Origin of the sequence: Ruminiclostridium sufflavum DSM 19573, assembly GCF_003208175.1 — a bacterium.
GTDB lineage: Bacteria > Bacillota > Clostridia > Acetivibrionales > DSM-1351 > Ruminiclostridium > Ruminiclostridium sufflavum.
Genome location: NZ_QKMR01000004.1, coordinates 17,253 through 38,315, shown reverse-complemented (window position 1 = coordinate 38,315; position 21,063 = coordinate 17,253). Strand labels below are relative to the sequence as shown.

The 21,063-nt window shown below is 32.6% G+C and carries 20 protein-coding genes and 2 tRNA genes; 2 read left to right on the top strand and 20 right to left on the bottom strand.

The features are described 5' to 3' along the window. Window positions 1–66: 66 nt before the first annotated feature. The 6 genes from LY28_RS04110 to LY28_RS04085 all read right to left on the bottom strand — a co-directional run bounded on the left by LY28_RS04110 (window position 67) and on the right by LY28_RS04085 (window position 6,275). A complete protein-coding gene (locus LY28_RS04110; RefSeq protein ID WP_110460912.1) occupies window positions 67–1,668 on the bottom strand; it encodes an ATP-binding protein in 1,602 nt (533 codons plus the stop codon). Between the two features lie 202 nt (window positions 1,669–1,870). Beyond that, entirely contained in the window at window positions 1,871–2,551 is a 681-nt protein-coding gene (locus LY28_RS04105; RefSeq protein ID WP_110460911.1) for a GntR family transcriptional regulator, read from the bottom strand. 146 nt (window positions 2,552–2,697) lie between these two features. Then, window positions 2,698–3,540, bottom strand: a complete 843-nt coding sequence (gene ispE, locus LY28_RS04100) for a 4-(cytidine 5'-diphospho)-2-C-methyl-D-erythritol kinase (protein WP_479692068.1) — start codon at window positions 3,538–3,540, stop codon at window positions 2,698–2,700. Window positions 3,541–3,760: 220 nt separating this feature from the next. Next, window positions 3,761–5,329: a DUF3794 and LysM peptidoglycan-binding domain-containing protein gene (locus LY28_RS04095; protein ID WP_110460909.1), complete on the bottom strand. Its 1,569-nt coding sequence runs from the start codon at window positions 5,327–5,329 to the stop codon at window positions 3,761–3,763. 321 nt (window positions 5,330–5,650) lie between these two features. Beyond that, entirely contained in the window at window positions 5,651–5,917 is a 267-nt protein-coding gene (locus LY28_RS04090; RefSeq protein WP_110460908.1) for a Veg family protein, read from the bottom strand. Window positions 5,918–6,068: 151 nt separating this feature from the next. Then, entirely contained in the window at window positions 6,069–6,275 is a 207-nt protein-coding gene (locus LY28_RS04085; protein WP_110460907.1) for a sporulation peptidase YabG, read from the bottom strand. Between the two features lie 539 nt (window positions 6,276–6,814). On the opposite strand from LY28_RS04085, the gene LY28_RS04080 reads away from it, so the two are divergent. Continuing rightward, window positions 6,815–8,485, top strand: coding sequence for a formate--tetrahydrofolate ligase (locus LY28_RS04080; RefSeq protein WP_110460906.1), 1,671 nt, complete (start codon window positions 6,815–6,817; stop codon window positions 8,483–8,485). Window positions 8,486–8,634: 149 nt separating this feature from the next. Here LY28_RS04080 and LY28_RS04075 read toward each other — a convergent pair whose 3' ends face one another. The 5 genes from LY28_RS04075 to LY28_RS04055 form a co-directional block, all read right to left on the bottom strand. After that, window positions 8,635–9,618 carry a CotS family spore coat protein gene (locus tag LY28_RS04075; protein ID WP_110460905.1) on the bottom strand — a complete coding sequence of 328 codons (984 nt, stop codon included), beginning with the start codon at window positions 9,616–9,618 and terminating at the stop codon, window positions 8,635–8,637. A gap of 337 nt (window positions 9,619–9,955) precedes the next feature. Further along, window positions 9,956–10,147 (bottom strand): pro-sigmaK processing inhibitor BofA family protein, encoded by a 192-nt coding sequence (locus tag LY28_RS04070; protein WP_110460904.1) that lies wholly within the window; start codon window positions 10,145–10,147, stop codon window positions 9,956–9,958. A 238-nt stretch (window positions 10,148–10,385) separates the two neighbouring features. Further along, window positions 10,386–10,637, bottom strand: a complete 252-nt coding sequence (locus LY28_RS04065) for a DUF2508 family protein (protein WP_110460903.1) — start codon at window positions 10,635–10,637, stop codon at window positions 10,386–10,388. A gap of 107 nt (window positions 10,638–10,744) precedes the next feature. Next, the gene (locus LY28_RS04060) at window positions 10,745–11,275 is read right to left on the bottom strand and encodes a hypothetical protein (protein ID WP_110460902.1); all 531 of its coding nucleotides are present in this window, start codon (window positions 11,273–11,275) and stop codon (window positions 10,745–10,747) included. Window positions 11,276–11,459: 184 nt separating this feature from the next. Beyond that, window positions 11,460–12,101 (bottom strand): HAD-IA family hydrolase, encoded by a 642-nt coding sequence (locus LY28_RS04055; protein WP_110460901.1) that lies wholly within the window; start codon window positions 12,099–12,101, stop codon window positions 11,460–11,462. Between the two features lie 384 nt (window positions 12,102–12,485). On the opposite strand from LY28_RS04055, the gene pssA reads away from it, so the two are divergent. Continuing rightward, window positions 12,486–13,025 carry a CDP-diacylglycerol--serine O-phosphatidyltransferase gene (pssA, locus tag LY28_RS04050; RefSeq protein WP_110460900.1) on the top strand — a complete coding sequence of 180 codons (540 nt, stop codon included), beginning with the start codon at window positions 12,486–12,488 and terminating at the stop codon, window positions 13,023–13,025. A 307-nt stretch (window positions 13,026–13,332) separates the two neighbouring features. Here pssA and LY28_RS04045 read toward each other — a convergent pair. The 9 genes from LY28_RS04045 to recF all read right to left on the bottom strand — a co-directional run bounded on the left by LY28_RS04045 (window position 13,333) and on the right by recF (window position 21,053). Next, a tRNA-Ser gene (locus LY28_RS04045) sits at window positions 13,333–13,424 on the bottom strand. Between the two features lie 85 nt (window positions 13,425–13,509). After that, window positions 13,510–13,600 (bottom strand) — tRNA-Ser (locus LY28_RS04040). 264 nt (window positions 13,601–13,864) lie between these two features. Continuing rightward, the gene (locus LY28_RS04035) at window positions 13,865–14,626 is read right to left on the bottom strand and encodes a tetratricopeptide repeat protein (RefSeq protein WP_110461101.1); all 762 of its coding nucleotides are present in this window, start codon (window positions 14,624–14,626) and stop codon (window positions 13,865–13,867) included. 47 nt (window positions 14,627–14,673) lie between these two features. Continuing rightward, a complete protein-coding gene (locus LY28_RS04030) occupies window positions 14,674–15,207 on the bottom strand; it encodes a DUF4446 family protein (protein WP_110460899.1) in 534 nt (177 codons plus the stop codon). 201 nt (window positions 15,208–15,408) lie between these two features. After that, entirely contained in the window at window positions 15,409–16,254 is an 846-nt protein-coding gene (locus tag LY28_RS04025; RefSeq protein WP_110460898.1) for a ParB/RepB/Spo0J family partition protein, read from the bottom strand. A 5-nt stretch (window positions 16,255–16,259) separates the two neighbouring features. Then, window positions 16,260–17,033 (bottom strand): ParA family protein, encoded by a 774-nt coding sequence (locus LY28_RS04020; RefSeq protein ID WP_110460897.1) that lies wholly within the window; start codon window positions 17,031–17,033, stop codon window positions 16,260–16,262. Between the two features lie 538 nt (window positions 17,034–17,571). Beyond that, window positions 17,572–19,503: a DNA topoisomerase (ATP-hydrolyzing) subunit B gene (gene gyrB, locus LY28_RS04015; protein WP_110460896.1), complete on the bottom strand. Its 1,932-nt coding sequence runs from the start codon at window positions 19,501–19,503 to the stop codon at window positions 17,572–17,574. Between the two features lie 95 nt (window positions 19,504–19,598). Further along, window positions 19,599–19,868, bottom strand: a complete 270-nt coding sequence (gene remB / locus LY28_RS04010; RefSeq protein WP_110460895.1) for an extracellular matrix regulator RemB — start codon at window positions 19,866–19,868, stop codon at window positions 19,599–19,601. A 57-nt stretch (window positions 19,869–19,925) separates the two neighbouring features. Then, entirely contained in the window at window positions 19,926–21,053 is a 1,128-nt protein-coding gene (gene recF / locus LY28_RS04005; protein WP_110460894.1) for a DNA replication/repair protein RecF, read from the bottom strand. Window positions 21,054–21,063 lie beyond the last annotated feature (10 nt).

Below are 21,063 nucleotides of genomic sequence, written 5' to 3'. Positions count from 1 at the left end.
TTAATTTATAATAAAAATCATATAAAGTAAATAATAAAATGATAAAAACATGCATTTCTGGTTATTTTAATGCTTTTCAAATACATTCCAGTATCTCTTCGGCAGCAAGTCAATATCATCGCATTCCGCAATTGCCAATTCTGTCATATATTCTACATCCTGAGTACTTGGCCTGCATTTTTTAAGGGCTTCCTTAAGAACAGGTCCGGTTATAACAGGATTATTCTCTTTTTTGTTACAGGCTATTTCATAAGCCTTTCTTACTACGGTGTCAATCTCTGCACCCGTATAATTATCCGCCAGCTTTGCAGCAGGAAGAAAATCCTGTATATTGGTTTGTATTCCATATTTCTTAATTATTATCCTGAAGATCTCTGCACGCTCCTCAGGCTCCGGCAGAAGAATCGGAATCTTCTTATCAAATCTTCCGGCTCTTTTCAGCGCCGAGTCAATAAGATCAGGTCTGTTTGTTGCCGCAATAAAAATAATTTTTCCTCTATTATTTGTATTACTGGTAAACTGCAAAAATTCACTGAATATATTTCTGCTCACACCGCTGTCCCCGGAATCACCTCTTCTGAATGCTGTATCTATCTCATCTACAAAAACAATTACCGGCGCTTGGGATTGTGCCCCTAATAAGCATTTCTTAAAGTTTTTCTCACTTTCTCCCACATACTGTCCTAAAATTCTTGACATATCTATTTTAACGCAGTTAAAACCGCTTGCTTTAGCCAGAGCCTCAACCAACAGAGTTTTGCCTGTACCCGACGGTCCACATAATAGTATTCCCATCGGAACCCTTCTTGAGTCACCTCTTCGTATGGGCTCAATTATATTTTTGGTTAAGTATGCTTTTGCTGCTTCCATGCCGCCCAAATTTTCAAAATCTATTTCAGGATATATAAAATCCAGAACATCCCCATACTCCTTCTTGAGCACATCATGCTTCTTTTCCTTTATGAATTCAACACTTATGGGTACTCCTTCCGCCTCTGCTTTTAATTTAATATCCTTTATGCTTTTTCGGTTTAATCCCGATGAAAGCTTTGCAAATTCATCAACGGATATCTCTGATTTTATTGTTTTGTCCTGCAGCAGATATTCAATAAAGCTTTTTCTGTCATTTTCGTTTGGCAGTTCAATTAATACAGGTTCAATTCTATATGCAGGCTTTAAAAATTCATGACTGATTCCGGCTAAATTGTCCGCAAGCATAAAAATTGTGCTTCCTACAGCAGAAATTCTAGCATTAACCGACCATTCGCTCAGCCAGATAAGTGCCATTCTTTCTTCAAGCGTCATACTCCCAATATCTCCTGCCGGTACAATCTTTTCGGCATGATCAACAAACAGAGCCATTTTTGTATTTCTTAAAACCATGTCTATAAAGGGAAATATCCTCGACGGGAGAGAATGAAATAAACCTGCCGTCTCATTTCCGGCAATCTTTATAAATTCACGCTCCATTGAAGGCTCAAGAAAAGTAAGACCTCTTGATATATCATAAAAAGCAACAATACCAAAATTCCTCTGTTTTATAAATTCATCATCTATATATCTGAAGAAATTTCTGGTATTGTCAATCATATCTTTAACATTAAAATAAAATAAAAATTCATGAGAAATACCTGATTTGTATTTTGAAAGAAATTCGTTAAACCACATTTTTTTATCCTTCTTAAAAATTATTTTATGAATACCAAAAAGTAAATTCAATTTACCAAGGCAAAAGGATAATTTAACATATAATATCTTCTTAATTCCTTAATGCCTTTAGTAAATAATAATTTATAATATATAATTTTAGTAATCATAATAATTATATACAAAAAAACAAAAAATGTCTGCAAACGATTAGCAGAAAGTATTATTTTTTCTGTAATTTCAAGGAATTCAAAATTGTTGCTTCCTGATTAATTATATGTGTTTTTGCAAGACCTCTTGCTGCCTCTGTATTTCTTGTTTCCATTGCATCAAAAATATCATTATGCTCCTTTATCAAGTTCTTGGGGCTGCTATAATCCTTTATATATATAACCCTGAATCGCTGAACCTGCTCTCTGAGATTATTTAATATAGCTATCAGCTTATCATTTCTGGAAGCCTTGTATATAATATCATGAAATTCCGCATCTTTTTTTATAGAGCTGTTAATATTTTCTTTTTCAATATAAGTAGTAAATTGTCCATTAATAAATCTTAGTTCCTTCATTTCATCATCAGTAATTCTCTCTGCCGCAAGGGCAGTTGCCAGACCGTCCAAGGAAGCTCTGACTTCCAGCACATCCATTATATCCTTAACAGAAAGCTCAGCTACATGCGCACCCTTTCTCGGAATCATGTTTACAAGACCTTCAAGCTCCAGCTTTCTTATGGCTTCTCTTACAGGAGTTCTGCTTACACCCATTTTTTCGGCAAGCTGTACCTCCATCAACCTTTCTCCGGGACGTAATTCTCCAATTATTATAGCTTCTCTTAGTGAATTAAAAATTACTTCTCTCAATGGCTTATAGTCATTTAGATTTATTTTCGATAATTTGTTTGCCATTAAATTAACCTCCACGCCGAGTACCGGCAAAAAATTTATATTAAAGCACCTGGATGAACCTCTGCCTCACAGCGGTTCGCTATTGTTAACACTCAAGGCCCTTTTTTACGGGCAGAATTGCTCCTATTACACAGCTTACTTGTCAATCATGCAGTATAGGTCAATATACACTCATTCATACTTTTTTTCATTTTATTATAAGCATTTTGAGCCTTTTCCTCATCCTCAAATATCCCGAACACAGACGGACCGCTTCCGCTCATCATACTTCCCACAGCACCCTTGTCCAGAAGAGCTCTTTTGATCTTCTCTATTACCGGATACTTTGCAATTGTTACACTTTCCAATACATTCCTCATATTATCAGCAATAAATTTAATATCTCTATTTTCTATTGCGGAAATAAGTGCTTCCGTATCCGGCCTGCTCCCAACCTTATCAAGCTTCAGACTTTTATAAACCCATGCTGTTGAGACGCCAATTCTGGGTTTTATAATCAATATCGGAATCCCTCTGAGAACCGGCAATACAGTAAGCCTTTCACCTGTTCCCTCTGCCAAGGCCGTACCGCCCATTATACAATACGGCACATCAGCCCCTATTGTTCTGCCGACCTTCATAAGCTCGTCCTGCTTTATTCCTATACTGAACATAGAATTAATTCCCTTAATAACCGCAGCAGCATCTGCACTCCCTCCGGCAAGACCAGCAGCAACCGGAATTTTTTTATCTATTTTTATCCTTACACCCGCATCCAGTTTATATTTATCAATCATTACCGCAGCTGCCTTACAGGCTATATTTGTGTTATTATTCGGGACATATGAAGCAACACAGTCTATTTCCACACCTGATGGAATTTTCTGAATAGTTATGGTATCATGTAGCTGTACTGTTTGCATAATCATTCTCAGGTTGTGGTATCCATCTTCCCTTTTATTTAAAACATCCAGAGATAAATTTATCTTGGCATTTGCTTCTAACGAAATCATTAACAAAAATCCTTTAATTATAATATTTAAGTATATTATATACAAAGTACAATCTAATATCAATAAAAATCAATCATCATCTGCTTTTCGTCTTGTCACTAATTAAATTTTTTAAATAAAAATACATTTTGATAAGCCTAGCCTACGAATAATCAAGTATATTTTAAAAAAATAAAAAGGCTCCTGATTATTTTCAAGAACCTTTCCGTTTTATTTATCAGATTGCCTTTTTAAGAATTATAATTTGCTGCCCCGGTATTAAAGCCTCTCTCTCTGCGAGGTTATTTGTTTTCATTAAATCCTCCACAGTTGTTCCATATTTCTTTGCAATTTTCCACAGGCTATCCCCCGGCTGTGTAATATAAATTATAACACTGGGCAATAACATAACCTTTCTGTCATCAAGTATATTTTCATTTACCCTGTTAATAATTGGCACTGTTTTTTTAGCCTGAACCCTTGTTTCTACTCCTAAAACATTTCGAATTTCAACCTGATCCGAGGTTATCATACTGTAATTACAATGCTCAACCTCCAAGGAAATATCAGTAGCCATACTGCTCCTGATACCCTTCATTTCAATCTCATGCGTGAAGGGTATCTCCTTTTTATAACAAAATACCGGCTGCTCTTCATTATTTGCCAAATATAAAATATTATTCTCTATAGAGCCTTCAATAACTATTTTGTTATCCTCAATTCTGCTTTCTGACACATTATATTTGCACAAAACATTGAATATTTCCGAAACCTCCGGGTTACATTCATCAAGAGCCACAGTATCCCTGATAACTATCTGGCTTCTGTTTTCGGAAAAGACCTCATCAAGGCTAAGCTGCTGTCTTTCCAAAGCAATTCTCGACTTAGGGCTGTATGCATCAGATAAAACTTCGATTGTTTTCTGGTAAACCCCATTAGCATATATATTCAGTGCTACTTCGGCTTTAATCAATCTCAGCTCCCCATCCGCATCCTCTGCCGCATCAATTTTATAGTCTACTAAATCATAGTCAACATCCACAATTGTGTCTTCATTTACATCTTCCAATTCAACAAACTGATTAAATACCAATTCATTTTCCATAAACTGCAAACTTCTTTCCTCGTCATCTGCAACATATAACGTAGAAATTCCTATATCACTGGTTACAAAAACTTTCCCGTCAGCAATTTTAAAATCCTTATTTGATATCTTTACATCATTTCTGACTATTTCGCTGATGGTAGGCTTACTTGAAGGAAGCTCCAAATCTTCTTTAATTATAAAATTGACTTTATTGCTGCCGAGAAAGGTATTCAAGGATACAGAATCTTTTAAAACCTGTATATCATCTACTCCGACTATATCAGATGATATATCTCTCTCAATTTCATCATACACCTTTACACTTTTTGATAAAATTGTTTTTACATTTATTTTTCTTCCGTTCAGCAAATTGTAATCCATATGCTCAATTATTGCCTTAGTCCTGCACTTCATTCCGCTCCTTACATTTGAAATATCACTTGTTTCAGAAAAAGGTATATTTGTTACAATACCTTTAACACTTTTTGTCTCATCATCAGATATGTAAAGTATTTTACACATGATACAGCCTGATATAACTACCCTGTCAGTACCTGCATCACAGCCGGTTATAAAAACATCACCATCCAGAAGAAGCACCCTGGCGATGTCCGGCTTTGTATCCGGAACAATTATATCATTATCGATAACAGTCTGAATTGTATCCTCACCTAATAAATTATTTACCTTAAAGGCCTCTTTTAACAACTCCAGAGACATTTCTCCATCCTCCTCATTTCAAAAGTAGCATTTCGTATTTTTAGATAATACCTAACAAACAAAATGATTATGCTAAGTAATATATATTTTAAAAATCATGGAAATATACCATAAAGCGAAAACAAATTATCCCGCTGCAGGATAACCTGTATTTCCATCAGAAACATTGCATATCGAATATTATAAACAAAAAAGAGACTCAATATTTAGAAGTCTCTTTTTTGCAAATTATATTTTTAAGTTTTCTCAGAAAGCTTATGATAATGAGTTGTAGGGGTGTTAATTCCTTAACATACCTGCTGACAAAAATGTCATGTAATCTTAGCATACCTGAATCTGTTTATCATCTTTATATACAACTAATTCAACTGCCTTTGTAAGAACATCAGTGTAGCTATATGAAACCCTTCTGGTATTATCATATGCATTTTCGAATTTAACCACGAAAATACTTGGATAAGTATTTTCAAGAACACCTTCTCTAATAAAAGATTTTTTGCGACCTTTGTTCGCTCTGAGCTGTACCTTTTCACCGATACAACCTTCAATATCTCTTTTTATCTGAAAAAGTTCTCCTCTATCTATCATGATATCACCTCTTCATCAGTTTAATTAATTATATCACAAAATTTGATTCTTGTCAAAAATATTATATTATACAAGCGAACAGGCTGCATGTCAAGTACTTTTTTGCTACATATATCTGATATTGCTTATTTTGATAGGTTTACGGGATATTCTAATAAATATTTCCAGACAGTTTATTCTTATCATACCCTATAATATCCAGATCATCTTCCTCTGCATCAGCTTGCAATCTTACATTCACACCTTTTAATATAAATATTTTTTTACCATCATCAAATATTATGTCCGAAACTCTGAAAAGAACATCTTTCTCATATGACTTCCTATAAACCAAGTTGCCTATTTCAATTTTCTGCATAATATTTTTCTTCCCCTCTTAGCTTAGTATGCCATTATTTCAAATTTATATTATAAATTTTTTTCCGGCATGTAATTAACCCTAAGTAAAACATAAAATTCAATGTACATAATAACTGCTGCAGCCTCTGTTATTTTGAATCTGCAGTATCTTTTTTTACTTTGAGCGGTTATGAAAAATATGTAGGTGCTTAAGGTTAAAACTATATCATCTTACTTCCATTTTATGCCTTTTAATGACCCTTTGTGAATAGTATGCCACCAAATTACTCAATTTTGTTGAATTATTTATCTGTTAAGATATATAATGTTTTCTAGTAAGGAATTACCCTGAAAGAATCAATATCTGACTTATTCGTAAACTGTTTATAAAACCAGAGGCATCAGTCTTTCAAATACAAGGTTTAAAGCCTCAAGAACAACGAGAACACCCTATCTGATGAAACGATTATACAGCTTATTACTGTATAAATATACAATTAATTAAGGGTTATAGGTTACCTCAATCAACCTAAATCTATCATAATAAGGAGAACTACATTGCTTACTGATATAAAAATTGCTCAAGGCTGCAAGATGCTGGATATCACTAAGATTGCGGAAAAAATGGGAATTGAAGAGGATGATTTGGAGTTATACGGAAAATATAAGGCCAAACTTTCAGATAAATTATGGGATAAAGTCAAAACAAATAAAGACGGAAAGCTGATTTTAGTTACTGCTATTAATCCTACCCCTGCCGGTGAGGGCAAAACCACTACTACAGTCGGTTTGGGACAAGCTATGGCCAAGATAGGGAAAAATGCTTCCATTGCTCTCAGAGAGCCATCCTTAGGTCCTGTGATGGGAATTAAAGGAGGTGCTGCCGGCGGCGGTTATTCTCAGGTTGTTCCTATGGAAGATATCAATCTGCATTTTACAGGGGATATGCATGCCATTGCAGCAGCAAACAACCTTCTTTCCGCTGCTATAGACAACCATCTGCATCAGGGAAATTCCTTAAACATAGACTCGCGTCAAATTATTTGGAAACGCTGTATGGACATGAATGACAGAGCTCTCAGAAGCATAATAGTAGGTCTTGGAGGAAAAATCAACGGCTTTCCGAGAGAAGACGGCTTTAATATAACCGTCGCTTCAGAAGTTATGGCTATTTTATGTCTTTCCTCTGATATAACAGATTTGAAAAACAGGCTTGGAAGAATAATTATCGGCTATAATTATTCCGGAGCTCCTGTTACCGCTAAAGATTTAAAAGCTGACGGTGCGATGGCTCTGCTTCTTAAGGATGCAATTAAACCAAATCTTGTACAAACACTTGAAGGCACTCCTGCCATCATGCATGGGGGACCCTTTGCAAACATAGCACATGGCTGTAATAGCATTACTGCCACTAAACTGGCTTTAAAGCTTTCAGACTATGTTATTACCGAAGCCGGCTTCGGTGCTGATCTGGGAGCAGAGAAATTTTTTGATATAAAGTGCCGCTTTGCAGGCTTTAAGCCCGATGCAGCAGTCCTTGTTGCCACTATAAGAGCTCTTAAATACAATGGGGGAGTAAGTAAAGAAAATCTGAAAACAGAAAATATAGATGCTCTTTCAAAAGGCTTTTCAAATGCTAAGAAGCATATAGAAAATCTTAGAATGTTTGGAATTCCAGTTATTGTAGCTATCAATCATTTTGACACTGACACAGAAAGGGAAATTCAGCTGGTAAAAGATAAATGCAATGCTTTGGGAGTGGAAGTGGCTTTTTCAGATGTATTTTTAAAGGGCGGAGAAGGGGGTATTGAGCTTGCAAATAAGCTCGTCAAGCTGTTGGATTCCACCGCTTCCTTTTTTGCCCCTATTTACGATATTAATCTTCCTGTCAAGGATAAGGTTCAAGTCATTGTTTCCAGAATTTACGGAGGAAATAATGTAATATATACAGCTGCCGCAGAAAAAGCCATTGCAAAAATTGAAGAAATGGGACTTGACAAGCTTCCTGTTTGTATGGCAAAAACCCAGTATTCACTTTCGGATAATGCTTCCATGCTGGGATGTCCTAAAGACTTTGACGTTACTGTAAAGGAAGTCCGCATATCTGCAGGTGCGGGCTTTATAGTTGTATTGACTGGTGATATCATGACTATGCCCGGGCTTCCAAAAACACCTGCGGCAGAAAAAATAGATATTCAGGAGGATGGAACTATTATAGGGTTATTCTAAAGAAAGATAAGCATTTCAAGAAAATAAAAGCGGCAATATTTATATCTGCCTTTAGCATCAGATACCTTATATTGTCGTTTTATTTCTTGTTGAGTATTTTTCACCTGCATAAATTTTATAGCTAAATAATTATTATTTCACGCAATTAATTAAATTGATTTAAATTTATCCAGAAAAATACTCAAGTATTGTATTTCATCAATGGCCTCCTGCAATCTGCATATATAGCTTTTTTCCGTACAGCCCTTTTTACTGTTATAATACTTGTTAACAACCCTCCAAAATTTCTGGGGAAACGTAAACATAATTTTCATCAGTTCAAATTCACCCTCACACAAGGGTTCAATCTTACAATACTCATTAATAATATTAAATGCTTCAAAAATATTCCATTCACATTTTCTCATTTTCCTTCTTAAAAGATTTACTAAATCATATACTTTCAAATCGTAGCAGCAGTATTCAAAATTAATCAGATACATTTCCTTATCTTGAACAAAAATATTATGATGATTAAAATCATGATGAGATATGTTTTTAATTTTTTCAGCATCACCAACTAATTCAAAATACTCCGAATTGTCAAGCATATTAATAGCCTTTTCTCCTTGCTCATAAAAATAATCAACGTACTGGCACATTAGATTATCGAACTTCAGCTTTCCCTTTTGAGCGTTCTTCTTAAGCTTTTTAATCTCGTCCAACCGCTTTCTATAGCAAGCAGGAAGCTTGCCAAGCTCACTTCTTGAAATGCTGTTTTCCGAGCATATACAGCCCTTTGATGCTTTGTGCATATTTGCCAGCAAACGAGCGCTTCTTATTGTTTCCTCCCTGTTATCAAGGTTACATTCTCTGCCGTCAATAAAATTGCTCATATATATAGTCTGATTATTATAAGTTATAAATGGAACACCTGTATTTGTATATATGCTTTTATCTATATTTTCAAACCCGTTGTTCAATAAATATTCCTTAACCTCAGCGATAAAATATACTCTTTCAGGCTTCAAGGCTGTTAACTTTATCAGTCTTTTGCCATTATTGGTACTGGCGATAAACATATCCCTGTAGTTAGTAATACTATTTATTTTAATATCATAATTTTCCTGAAGCTGGCTTTCCAATTCATGCATTTTAACCTCCATAAGCCGTATAACGGCAATAAAATGTGAAGAAGCGGATATATCAGCAGTTGAGCCATAATCTACATCCGTTTGTTTTTTAATATTCAGCACTGCGTAATTTGAGACTATAATATTTGATTTTTGTAATATTCGCTAATAAATTATATGAATACGAAAACACTTGTAGAATTAAATTTTTAATTTCATTTTTTAAAATTAAATATTCAGCTTTCACAGCTTCAGAATATGTGCAAAGCAGTGATATAAAGGAAGGACGGTTAAATATTAAAATAGATAAAAATAGTCCTTATTATTTGATACATACAATAAATACCATCTTTTATGTTCAAATCATAAACTTCAAAAAAATCAATAGAACCAAACCGGGAACTCCTAAAACACCAATAATCAAAGCGGAATATATATTCAAGGCTATATAAAAATTAAAATAAAGTCCTATAAAATTTATAACTGCCAGTAAAACTGCTCCCAATACAGTGTTAATTAATAATTTTTTAACTAATTTCACTGCGTTCATTTTGTCACCCCTTTAAAAATAATACCAACTGCTATCGCCATAATTGAATTTTAGTCACCAATATAGTTTGTCTTTATTAAATATATTTCTGGGGTGTACAATATATTCTATAAATATTAATTAAACCTTTTTAATAATGTCAATTTAAAAAACATAGCTTTATTATAAAAAGAGCCAAAATATCGTTTTGATATTTTAGCTCTTAAAGGCTTGAGAACGCAATTAATTTCAGTAATATTTATATATTATTTAATCCTATTGATTTTGCCAGTTTGATAAGGTATTCGTATCTTACCTCAAAGGTTTTAATTTGATAAGTATAATAGTCTACAAGTAATGTATCCGATACAAAATTAAAATTATTATAAGCATCGGCCAAATCACATTTTACCTTTTTTATTTCTGATAACAAATTTATTTTTTCAGCTTCGAGGATATCTGTTTCTGCATTAACAACCCTGCTTATTGATTTGTCTAAAGATATTTCCATAAACTTCTCCTTTATTATAATAGATATAATAAATGATTGACCCATTATTATACTATTTATACATAAATGGAAATATTCTCAAATATTTTATTGATTTAATATGTTTTTTAGTATTTTTCTACTAACAAAGCTCCATTATCCTTTATTATCTTAATAATTGATTCCATTCTATCCTCGTCCACCTTCATACTAAAAAGCGCATTGCCATTTGAAATTAAATCCTCATATATCTTCTTTTTTTGTTCAGGAATTTTAACATCAGTAAAGCCTCCAATAATTCCACCTAGAGCAAATCCAAAAAGTAAGCCTGATACAGGCCCGACGGCAGCAAAAAAAACTAATTTTTGCATAAACATGCTTATTGAGCCGATAATTATTCCAAGTATTCCTCCTATGATTCCACCGGTTATTATACCATCTGTTATTCTTTCTCTCTTACTTACAGTATATGGGATTATTTCACTATCCGCTAATTTCATATTCCCGTCTTTATTATTTGATTTGTAATATGCTTTATTTCCGTTTTCCTTAGCAATAATTGATATATTGTCTGTTCTCAGCCCTTTGTCTCTCACTTCATAGGCTGCTTTTTCAGCACTATCAAAAAATTCAAAAATAGCTACAATTGTCCTAGCCATAAAATCACTCCAATATAATATTTATAAAATCCGATTGATTATACATTAATCGGAATCCTATAAATATAGAAAATGTGATTTTATCTTTAGTTAAAAAGTAGCTAATTATTCAATATTTAATATTTTACTATTCACATGTCATTTGAGCACCAATTTACTTTTTATATGGGAGCTATGTTTTACCCTATGTAATATGTTTTAGCAAATCAACAGGCCTTTCAATAAAAATATCCGGCTCTACCCTTCTTAAATCAGATATAGGACTGTACGTCCAAGCTACAGCTGCACTTTTTACTCCCGCATTTTTAGCACACAGTATGTCCAATGGACTATCACCTACATATAATACTTCTTCCTTATTTTTCGCACCTGCCCTTTCCATCGCTTTTATAAGCGGCTCTCCATCAGGTTTATGCTTTTCTGAGGCTTCTGATCCGTTTACAAATAGAAAATAGTCCATAAGATTAAAAATCCTTAACCCCCTTATAGCTAATTCCTGCCTTTTCGAGGTTACCACTCCCAATACTATTCCCTTTTCATATAATGCCTTAATTAAATCATATATACCAATAAATATAGCTATACTATTGTCATGCTTCCTTTCATTATAATCACGGTAAGTTTTTGCCAATTCCTCCTCTTTACCGGGGTAAATATCCTTTAAATGATCCATCAAAGGCATCCCTATATAACTGATGGTTTCTTTCTTTGGTCTTGTTTCTCCAAAATGGTGCAAAAAAGTATAATCAAAGGATTCTAATATAAGAGGAACTGTGTCAATTAAGGTTCCGTCTAAATCAAAAAAAACATATTTGAACTTATTCAATTAAATAAAACCTTGCCTTTCTTCATAATTTTTAATTTGTTAAGAAGTGAAAAAACTGTAGCTAAATTATCAGTCTTAATCGAACATTTCACCTAGCATTAACGTATAATGTATTGCTTATGACTAATTTACTTGTTAATTTTGCTAATATTAATTATAATCTATATTATATATAAAATATATATATAATATAGATTATAATTGGCATTAGGATAATATAATTAATATTATAAAATTTTTAGGGTTCTTATAGGCAGAGGATTAAATTTACTTATTTTTTATTAAAAAATATTTCCTCATAAATATAGGAATCCTCAAATTATTTTATATATATTATTAAGCTTTTGTATTACAAATTTTTTAAAAAGTCGAGGGTGAATCTCATTGAAAAATAAAATTATGCATTCATTACCCAATCTATTAACATTTATGAATCTATCACTCGGTATCTTTGCTTTACTATTTACTATAAAGAATGAATTAATACAAGCCTCTTTACTAGTTATGGTTGCAGCATTAACTGATAGATTTGACGGGAAGGCCGCCAGAATGTTGGATTGTACTAGTGAATTGGGTAAAGAATTAGATTCTTTATCAGATGTGATTTCATTTGGTGTTGCTCCAATTATTATAGCTTGGAAGATTAGTTTCTTCAATTTAGGCTTTTTAGGGTATTTTCTTGCTGTAATTTACCCTATTGCAGGTGCATACAGGCTTGCAAGGTACAATGTCACTACATTTAATAATGTCTTTTCAGGAGTACCTATAACAATAGCAGGTGCATTTTTATCTATAGTTAACTTATATAACGGGTTTTCTATGATACGGCACACATATGGCAATATAAACACTATAGTTTGCGGAATTATAGTAGTATTGCTATCGTATCTGATGGTAAGCAATATACAAGTTAAAAAGAGATAATTAATCCACATTTTCTATCTTAAATTAAATTCTTATAAACACTTTTATATGTATATGTTGATAATTGACAGCTACTTATTAAAGATTTATCTTAACACTCAATCAGCCTGTAAATATACTTTCCGGATTTTTGGTGTCATTAATTTTTAAAAGTATCTCTTCCTTACTGAGTACAGGCTTGTTATTGACCTTCATGCCAAATAAATCAATATATTCTGCGTGGTTTACATCTATGCTGGAAGCTTTAATCCTTCTTTTCCCCTAAACAACAAAAAGCCTGATAAAATCAGGCTTTTTGTATAAATCATGGCGGAGAAGAAGGGATTCGAACCCTTGCTAGGATTGCTCCTACTAACGGTTTAGCAAACCGCCCCCTTCGACCTACTTGGGTACTTCTCCATTTTTAATATATTGACTGTTATTTAATTAAAACAACTACTATCGGCTATTTTAAACTCATAACTGACTTTAGTCAGCATACAATTGGCGGAGAGACAGGGATTCGAACCCTGGATAGGCTCACACCTATGCCGGTTTTCAAGACCGGTGCCTTAAACCAACTCGACCATCTCTCCGTATTTTCTTACGCAACGAACTTTATTTTACAATGAATCAGGATATTTGTCAATACTTTAATTAAAAACTTAGCTATAAAACATTTCCAAGCATTTCTATTAAGCCGCTTAAATATATTAATTTCTTGCAGAAAAACATATATTTTATAAATAAGTTTTAATGCTATACACTGATTTTTTTGTCGAATAAGTCAATTACTATCAGCTGAATAACCGCGGCTTCCGTAAGTCTTTCAACCGTAATTGTTTTTAGTAACTGCAGAATTATATCATTTTATTGTATAGCTCCTTCATTAAATCAACAAATGTACTATCTGGATAAATATCAATAAATGAACTAATTAAAGTTTTTGCTTCATTATACTTTTCCGTTTTATAATAGCTCTTTGCCAAGTAAAAATATGCATCATCCACAAAATAATCATCCTTTTGTGCAAAATCAATAGTTCTGCTTAAGCTTTGTATTGCATCATCATACTTTTTATTTTTATAGCTCCTGTATCCTTCCGTATAAAGACTTTGAGATACTTTTTTAAAGCTTTTTGATACCAGATCATCATATAATTCCTTGGACTTCGTGCTCAGCAGAGCAGTATTTATATCATATTTAAGCTTTATAGCACAGTTAATATAATCGCTTTTATTGTAGTCCTCATACGCAGTAAGCAGTAAATCATTACATACTATTGTGTCAGTATATTTTGTATTTAGCTCAAGACCTTTGCTCTCCTCTGAAGCCAAGCTCTGTTCTGATTCAACCAGCTTATTTCTCAGCGACTCAACCTCATCTGTAAGTCTGTCAATTTCCTTAACAGCTGCATTATAATCAGTTACTACATTAATCTTAGCCTTTTCCTCTGTAGACAATTTACTTTGATACTCACTAATATTATTCTGGAATTTTACCTGACTATACGCAGTCAGTAATAGCACTATAAAAGCTCCTGTAAATAAAATAAGAGCATATATCCATATTTGTTTTTTTTCGTTTTTACTATCTTTATGATTGGTAAATTTCAAGTTCATAACCTCATTGCCTCCATATTCCAAAATAACGGAATAATAAAATTTCATTAATTATTTGTATAATTTCTCTCTATACTTGTCTTTTTCGCGATATCTATAGCTTGTATCTCTTCAGCGGATAACGAATATTTTGATTTCCCTGACATTATTGGTTTTGCATATGTTGAAGAACTATCTCTTGCATATATTCCGCTGATTACCACACCTGTGTCATTAGTATCAAGCAGTGCAATAGCAAAACTCAAATCACTTCCAACATTATCAAAAGCATTAAATCTTATAATTCCAACCTTCTGAACACATTGCATTAAATTTCTCTCTATATTATTTATTTTCAATTCGATATCTCTGTTCTTCATACTTACCGAATTAACATTGTTCAGACATGTATCTAACAACTCTTCTATGTTTCTGTCACTTAACCCATTCATAAATCTGCTGTATTTAGTTTTTATTTTATTAGTCTTTTTTATATTTAGCAGTAATAAAATACAATTGATTATTATAAAGGAAAAACAAACTATAAATAATAATTGTATTTCAAATTGCATGCCCAGAATATTATTAAAAAAATCATTCATCTGCTGTTACCCCTCATTATTTAGATTCAATCCCATCAAATACTTATAACTTCAATTCTATTAATTTTAAAATGCAACTTATAGCATCATATGTTCTATATGTTTATATTTTAAATTTTAAGCCAATTCTACACTTCAAATACATATTATATTAGCTATATGGAAATAACGTCTTAAAATCCATTTTAAAAGGCCGCTTTTTTAAGACTTCGTGTAAAAAAAATCCAATAGTCTGTCAAGTTCATCATTAGAATAATATTCAATTGTGATTTTTCCTCTGTTTTTATTGGCTTGTAATTTAACCTTTGTTCCTAAAATATTTTTTAATTTGTCCTCAACATATTTATATTCCGGGTTATCATTTTTAAAATTATTTTTTTTCTCTTTTTTATTTAAAAGGGTTTTTATGTAATTTTCGGTTTCTCTTACACTAAGCTTATTATTGATAATATATTCAGCAGCAGTTTTCTGCAGCTCCTCATTTTCAATAATTACCAGTGTCCTTGCATGTCCGCTTGTTAAATCTCCGCTAATAATAAACCTCTTTACATCCTTTGAAAGCCCAAGTAATCTCATGGTATTGGCAATTGCAGACCTGCTTCTGCCTATTTTCTCTGCTATCTGTTCTTGTGTCAACTTAAATTCATTCATAAGATTAATAAAGGCATCAGCTTCTTCAATTGGATTCAGATCCTCTCTTTGAAGATTTTCAATAAGTGCAATTTCCATAACCTGCAACTCGGTATATTCCTTTATTAAAGCCGGTATTGTAGTAACACCCGCTAATTTAGCTGCTCTCCATCTTCTTTCGCCGGCTATTATTGTATAAGTATTTTCTTTTTTCTTAACAATAATAGGCTGGATAACCCCATGCTGCTTAATTGATTCAGACAGCTGCAATAACTTTTCATCATCAAAGTTTTTACGAGGCTGTCCTGCATTAGGCTCAATTTCATTTATTTTTAATTCAACAACTCCGGTACTATCTTCTATAGAATCATTTGTTATTAATGCGCCTAAACCCTTACCTAATCCTTTTTTAATCATATCTTCTATATCACCTCTTCAGAATACTCAATAACTTCCTCTGCCAAATCAATATAGCATTCAGCACCCTTTGATTTTGCATCATATAAAATTATTGGCAAACCAAAGCTTGGAGCTTCACTTAATCTGACATTTCTCGGAATAATAGTTCTATAAACCTTGTTTCTGAAATATTTTTTAACCTCTTCAACAACTTGTATTGATAAATTTGTTCTGGCATCAAACATAGTAAGAACTACCCCTTCAACATCCAATTCAGGATTAAGGTGCTTTTGAACAAGTTTAACCGTATTCATTAATTGGCTAAGTCCTTCTAATGCATAATATTCACATTGAATAGGAACTAAAATTGTATCTGATGCAGTTAATGAATTGAGTGTGAGAAGTCCCAGTGACGGTGGACAATCAATTATTATAAAATCATATTCTTTTCTAATATAATATAAGGCTGCCTTTAATCTGTTTTCTCTTGATATTACTGAAACAAGCTCAACTTCGGCACCTGCAAGCTGAATATTAGATGGACATAACATAAGGTTATCTACACATGTATTTATTAAAGTATTTTCAATAGCCTCATCATTTATAATAACATCATACACCGATTGTTTCAGTGCTTGCTTATCTACTCCAAGTCCGCTGGTTGTATTTCCTTGAGGATCTATATCAATTACTAAAACTTTCTTACCCTTATACGCCAAGCACGCACTCAAATTAACAGCTGTTGTGGTTTTTCCAACACCGCCCTTTTGATTTGCTATGGCTATTATTTTTGCCAATGCTATCTCACTCCTCATCAACTAACAAATAAATTTATATAATTTAGTATATTTTATTAAAATAAAGCCTTAATAATTCTTCATTTGAAAATTATATCATAGTGTATATAATAATACAAAGACTTTAAAATACCTTCAGTAATGTTTCACGTGAAACATTACTGAGTTACTAAACCTTACTATCACTTTCAAACCAAAACTGTATTCAAAATCAGTTTTAAAGCCTAATTTTTTTGGGCAAAGTGTATATTTCAAGCTGTACTTAGCTCCGATACACATGCAATTCTATAATAAAATGAAACTTCTTATTATATAAGCTATGTTTATAATAATTTACTATATAAATTTGAATTTTAATATCGGCTTGTTTATAGAAATGTTTCACGTGAAACATTTCTTAATAAAAAAATGCCTATATCATATAGATACAGACATTAATTACTAAAATAACAAGCTTTGTACTCATTATACTATTTTATTATTCTGATTTATACTTGGTACACAAAACCGGTCAAAACCTTTTATCATAATATAAAAATTATACATCAAGATTGGTAACATCCTTTGCATGAACATGAATATAATCTTTTCTGGGTTCAACCTTATCTCCCATAAAAGTTACAAATACCTCATCAGCTGCTATTGCATCATCAACACTGACTCTTTTTATTGATCTTGTTTCAGGATTCATTGTTGTATACCACAGCTGATCAGGATTCATTTCTCCTAAACCTTTATATCTTTGCATATTGACTCCGGAGTCATCTTTTTTCCATCCCTTATCCCTGAATATCTTTTCTACTTCTCTTTCATCATATGCATAGTATTCTTCTTTTCCCTTTTGTACCTTAAACAAAGGAGGCATTGCTAAATATACATGTCCTTCTTCAACAAGCGGTCTCATATATCTGTAGAAAAATGTTAAAAGCAACATTCTTATATGTGCTCCATCAACATCCGCATCTGCCATAATAATTATTTTATTATATCTTAATTTAGAAGTATCAAAATCTTCTCCTATTCCAGCACCCAAAGCTATTATTACAGGTGAAAGCTTCTCATTGTCAAAAACCTTGTCTACTCGAGACTTTTCAACATTTAACATTTTCCCCCACAGCGGAAGAATAGCCTGTATTCTTCTTTCTCTTCCCTGCTTTGCAGATCCGCCGGCCGAATCACCCTCAACTATAAAAATTTCAGTTAATGCCGCATCCTTCTCAGAACAATCAGCGAGCTTTCCTGGAAGAGTACTGGTTTCTAATGCACTCTTTCTTCTTGTTAAATCTCTTGCTTTTCTTGCAGCTTCTCTTGCTCTTGCTGCAGTAAGAGATTTATCCAATATAATTTTAGCTACACTTGGATTTTCCTCCATAAAGATTGTCAGCTTCTCAGTTATTATACTTTCAACAAATCCTCTTATTTCACTATTTCCAAGCTTAGTTTTAGTTTGCCCTTCAAATTGAGGATCTAAAAGCTTTATACTTATAATTGCAGTTAAACCTTCCCTTACATCCTCACCTGCAAGATTTTTATCACTTTCTTTCAGAAGATTAAATTTACGGGCATAATCATTCAATACCTTTGTTATTGCAGATCTAAAGCCCGTAAGATGCGTTCCTCCCTCGGAGGTGGCAATATTATTTGCATAACTGAATACAGTCTCTGTATATCCTGTATTGTATTGAAGTGCAATTTCAGCAATATTGGTATCCTTCTTGCCTTCAATATATATTACATTATCATGTATAACATCCTTATGCTTGTTTAAATACTCCACAAAGGATGCAATTCCACCTTCATAATGAAGGTTCTTAACAATTTTTTCTTCAGGACGCTCATCAACCAGACTAATTCTGACCCCGCCATTTAAAAAGGCCATTTCTCTATATCTTGTTATCATACCTTCAAAATCAAAATCAATAATTTCAAAAATTTGAGGATCTGGTTTAAAAGTAGTGGTAGTACCATGTTCATCAGTATCCCCAATAACCTCAACAGGTGTTATAGGATTACCTCTCGAATATTTCTGCCTATACATGTGGCCTTCTCTGCATACAGTAACCTCCATGCTTTCTGACAGAGCATTAACAACTGATGCACCAACACCATGCAACCCTCCTGACACACTATATGCTCCGCTTCCGAATTTCCCGCCTGCATGCAAGATTGTATGAACAACCTCTAAGGTCGGAATCCCCATCTTTGGATGGATTCCAACAGGAATACCGCTTCCGTTGTCAATAACAGTTACAGATTTGTCTTTATGAACTATTATTTCTATTTTGTCACACCTGTCAGCTAAAGCTTCATCAATACTGTTAGCAACAATTTCATAAATTAGATGGTGCAAACCCTTGGTAGAGGTACTTCCAATATACATACCAGGTCTTTTTCTTACAGCTTCCAAGCCTTCAAGCACTTGAATCTGACTTTCATCATATGATGAATCTATATGTGTATTATCACTCATAACCTTATGTTTACTTCCTTTCAGAATCATTTAATATCAGATTAGTATAAAATTATTTTAAAAATAATTAATAACATTGTAATATAAAAATTACATTATAGATTGGCAATTTCACTTATATATTGTGATCTTTTTTTAAGAGTAACAGAAGATATAGGCGATAAAAATATCACACTTTTTTTATCAACTTCTGTAATAATAAAAGATTTTGGAAGATCCTCGGATATACTTCTAATAAAGCCTTCTTCTTCAGCAATCTTAAGGAATTCTTTTGTATCTTTTGATATAGTTGTTGTATCAATATCCATAATAGCAATTACATCTTTTACAGGTATAACAACATCTCCACCGATATGCAAAAACATTTAATATATCCTCCCACTAAACTAGCATCTACCTTTCATTTTACATTATTAACAAGTTTAATGCAAATTTTCATTCTCAAAAATATCAATTACACTGCCATTTTCAATTTTAAAGTATTTTGCTATGTTTTCCAATGAAAATTTATAAGCATTAGTACACGTAATAAAGGTCTGAACACCCTTTATACTGTTCATAAGATATTTTTGCCTATTTTCGTCTAATTCAGACATAACATCATCTAAAAGTAAAATAGGATATTGACCGGTTTCCTGATTTATCAGCTCTATCTCCGCAATTTTCAAAGACAGGACAGAGGATCTCTGTTGTCCTTGCGAACCATATAATTTTAAGCTTTTATTGTTAATAGAAATATCATAATCATCTCTGTGAGGTCCTAGGGAGGTATATCCTATTGCAATATCACGATCTATGCCTTTTTCCAATAGCCTTAAATATATATCGGAAATTTCACTTTTATTACTATTTTCATCTATTTGAAAACTGCAATTATAATCAAAGGCTATAATTTCCTTATCTGTTGTTAAAAATCTATGCTGCTTTTGTGCTAATTCAGAAAGTAAAACTGCAAACTTTCTGCGTTCCAATATTATATTCGAAGCCACCTCGGCTAACTTAATATTCCATATATCAATTGTATCCATTAAACCATTTTTAGAATAAATATTTTTTAAAAGTATATTTCTCTGCTTCAGTATTCTGGCCAGCTGCTGAAGATTATAAAAATATGAAGGCCTTATTTGACTTAAGGTAATATCAACGAATCTTCTTCTTTCTCCGGGTCCTTGCTTCACAACAAATAAATCTTCGGGAGAAAAAATAACAGCATAAAGATTTCCCATTAATGAGCCAAGCTTTTTTAATGGTATCTCATTGACCATAATTTGTTTTTTTTGATCATTTAAATATTTTATATTAATAACCTTATCTAATCCGCTATTTAAGACAAATGTATTAATATTATAAAAATCACTGCCAAATAAAACTAGCTCTGAATCCTTTGATGTTCTGTGTGATCTTCCGGAAGCGCATAAATAAATGGCTTCAAGAATATTAGTTTTCCCTTGGCCATTATTTCCATAAATAATATTAAAGCTGTCTGAAAATTGAATTTTAGTATCTTTATGATTTCTGAAATTTTCTAAACACAAACTTTTTACAATCAAGTTGATACCT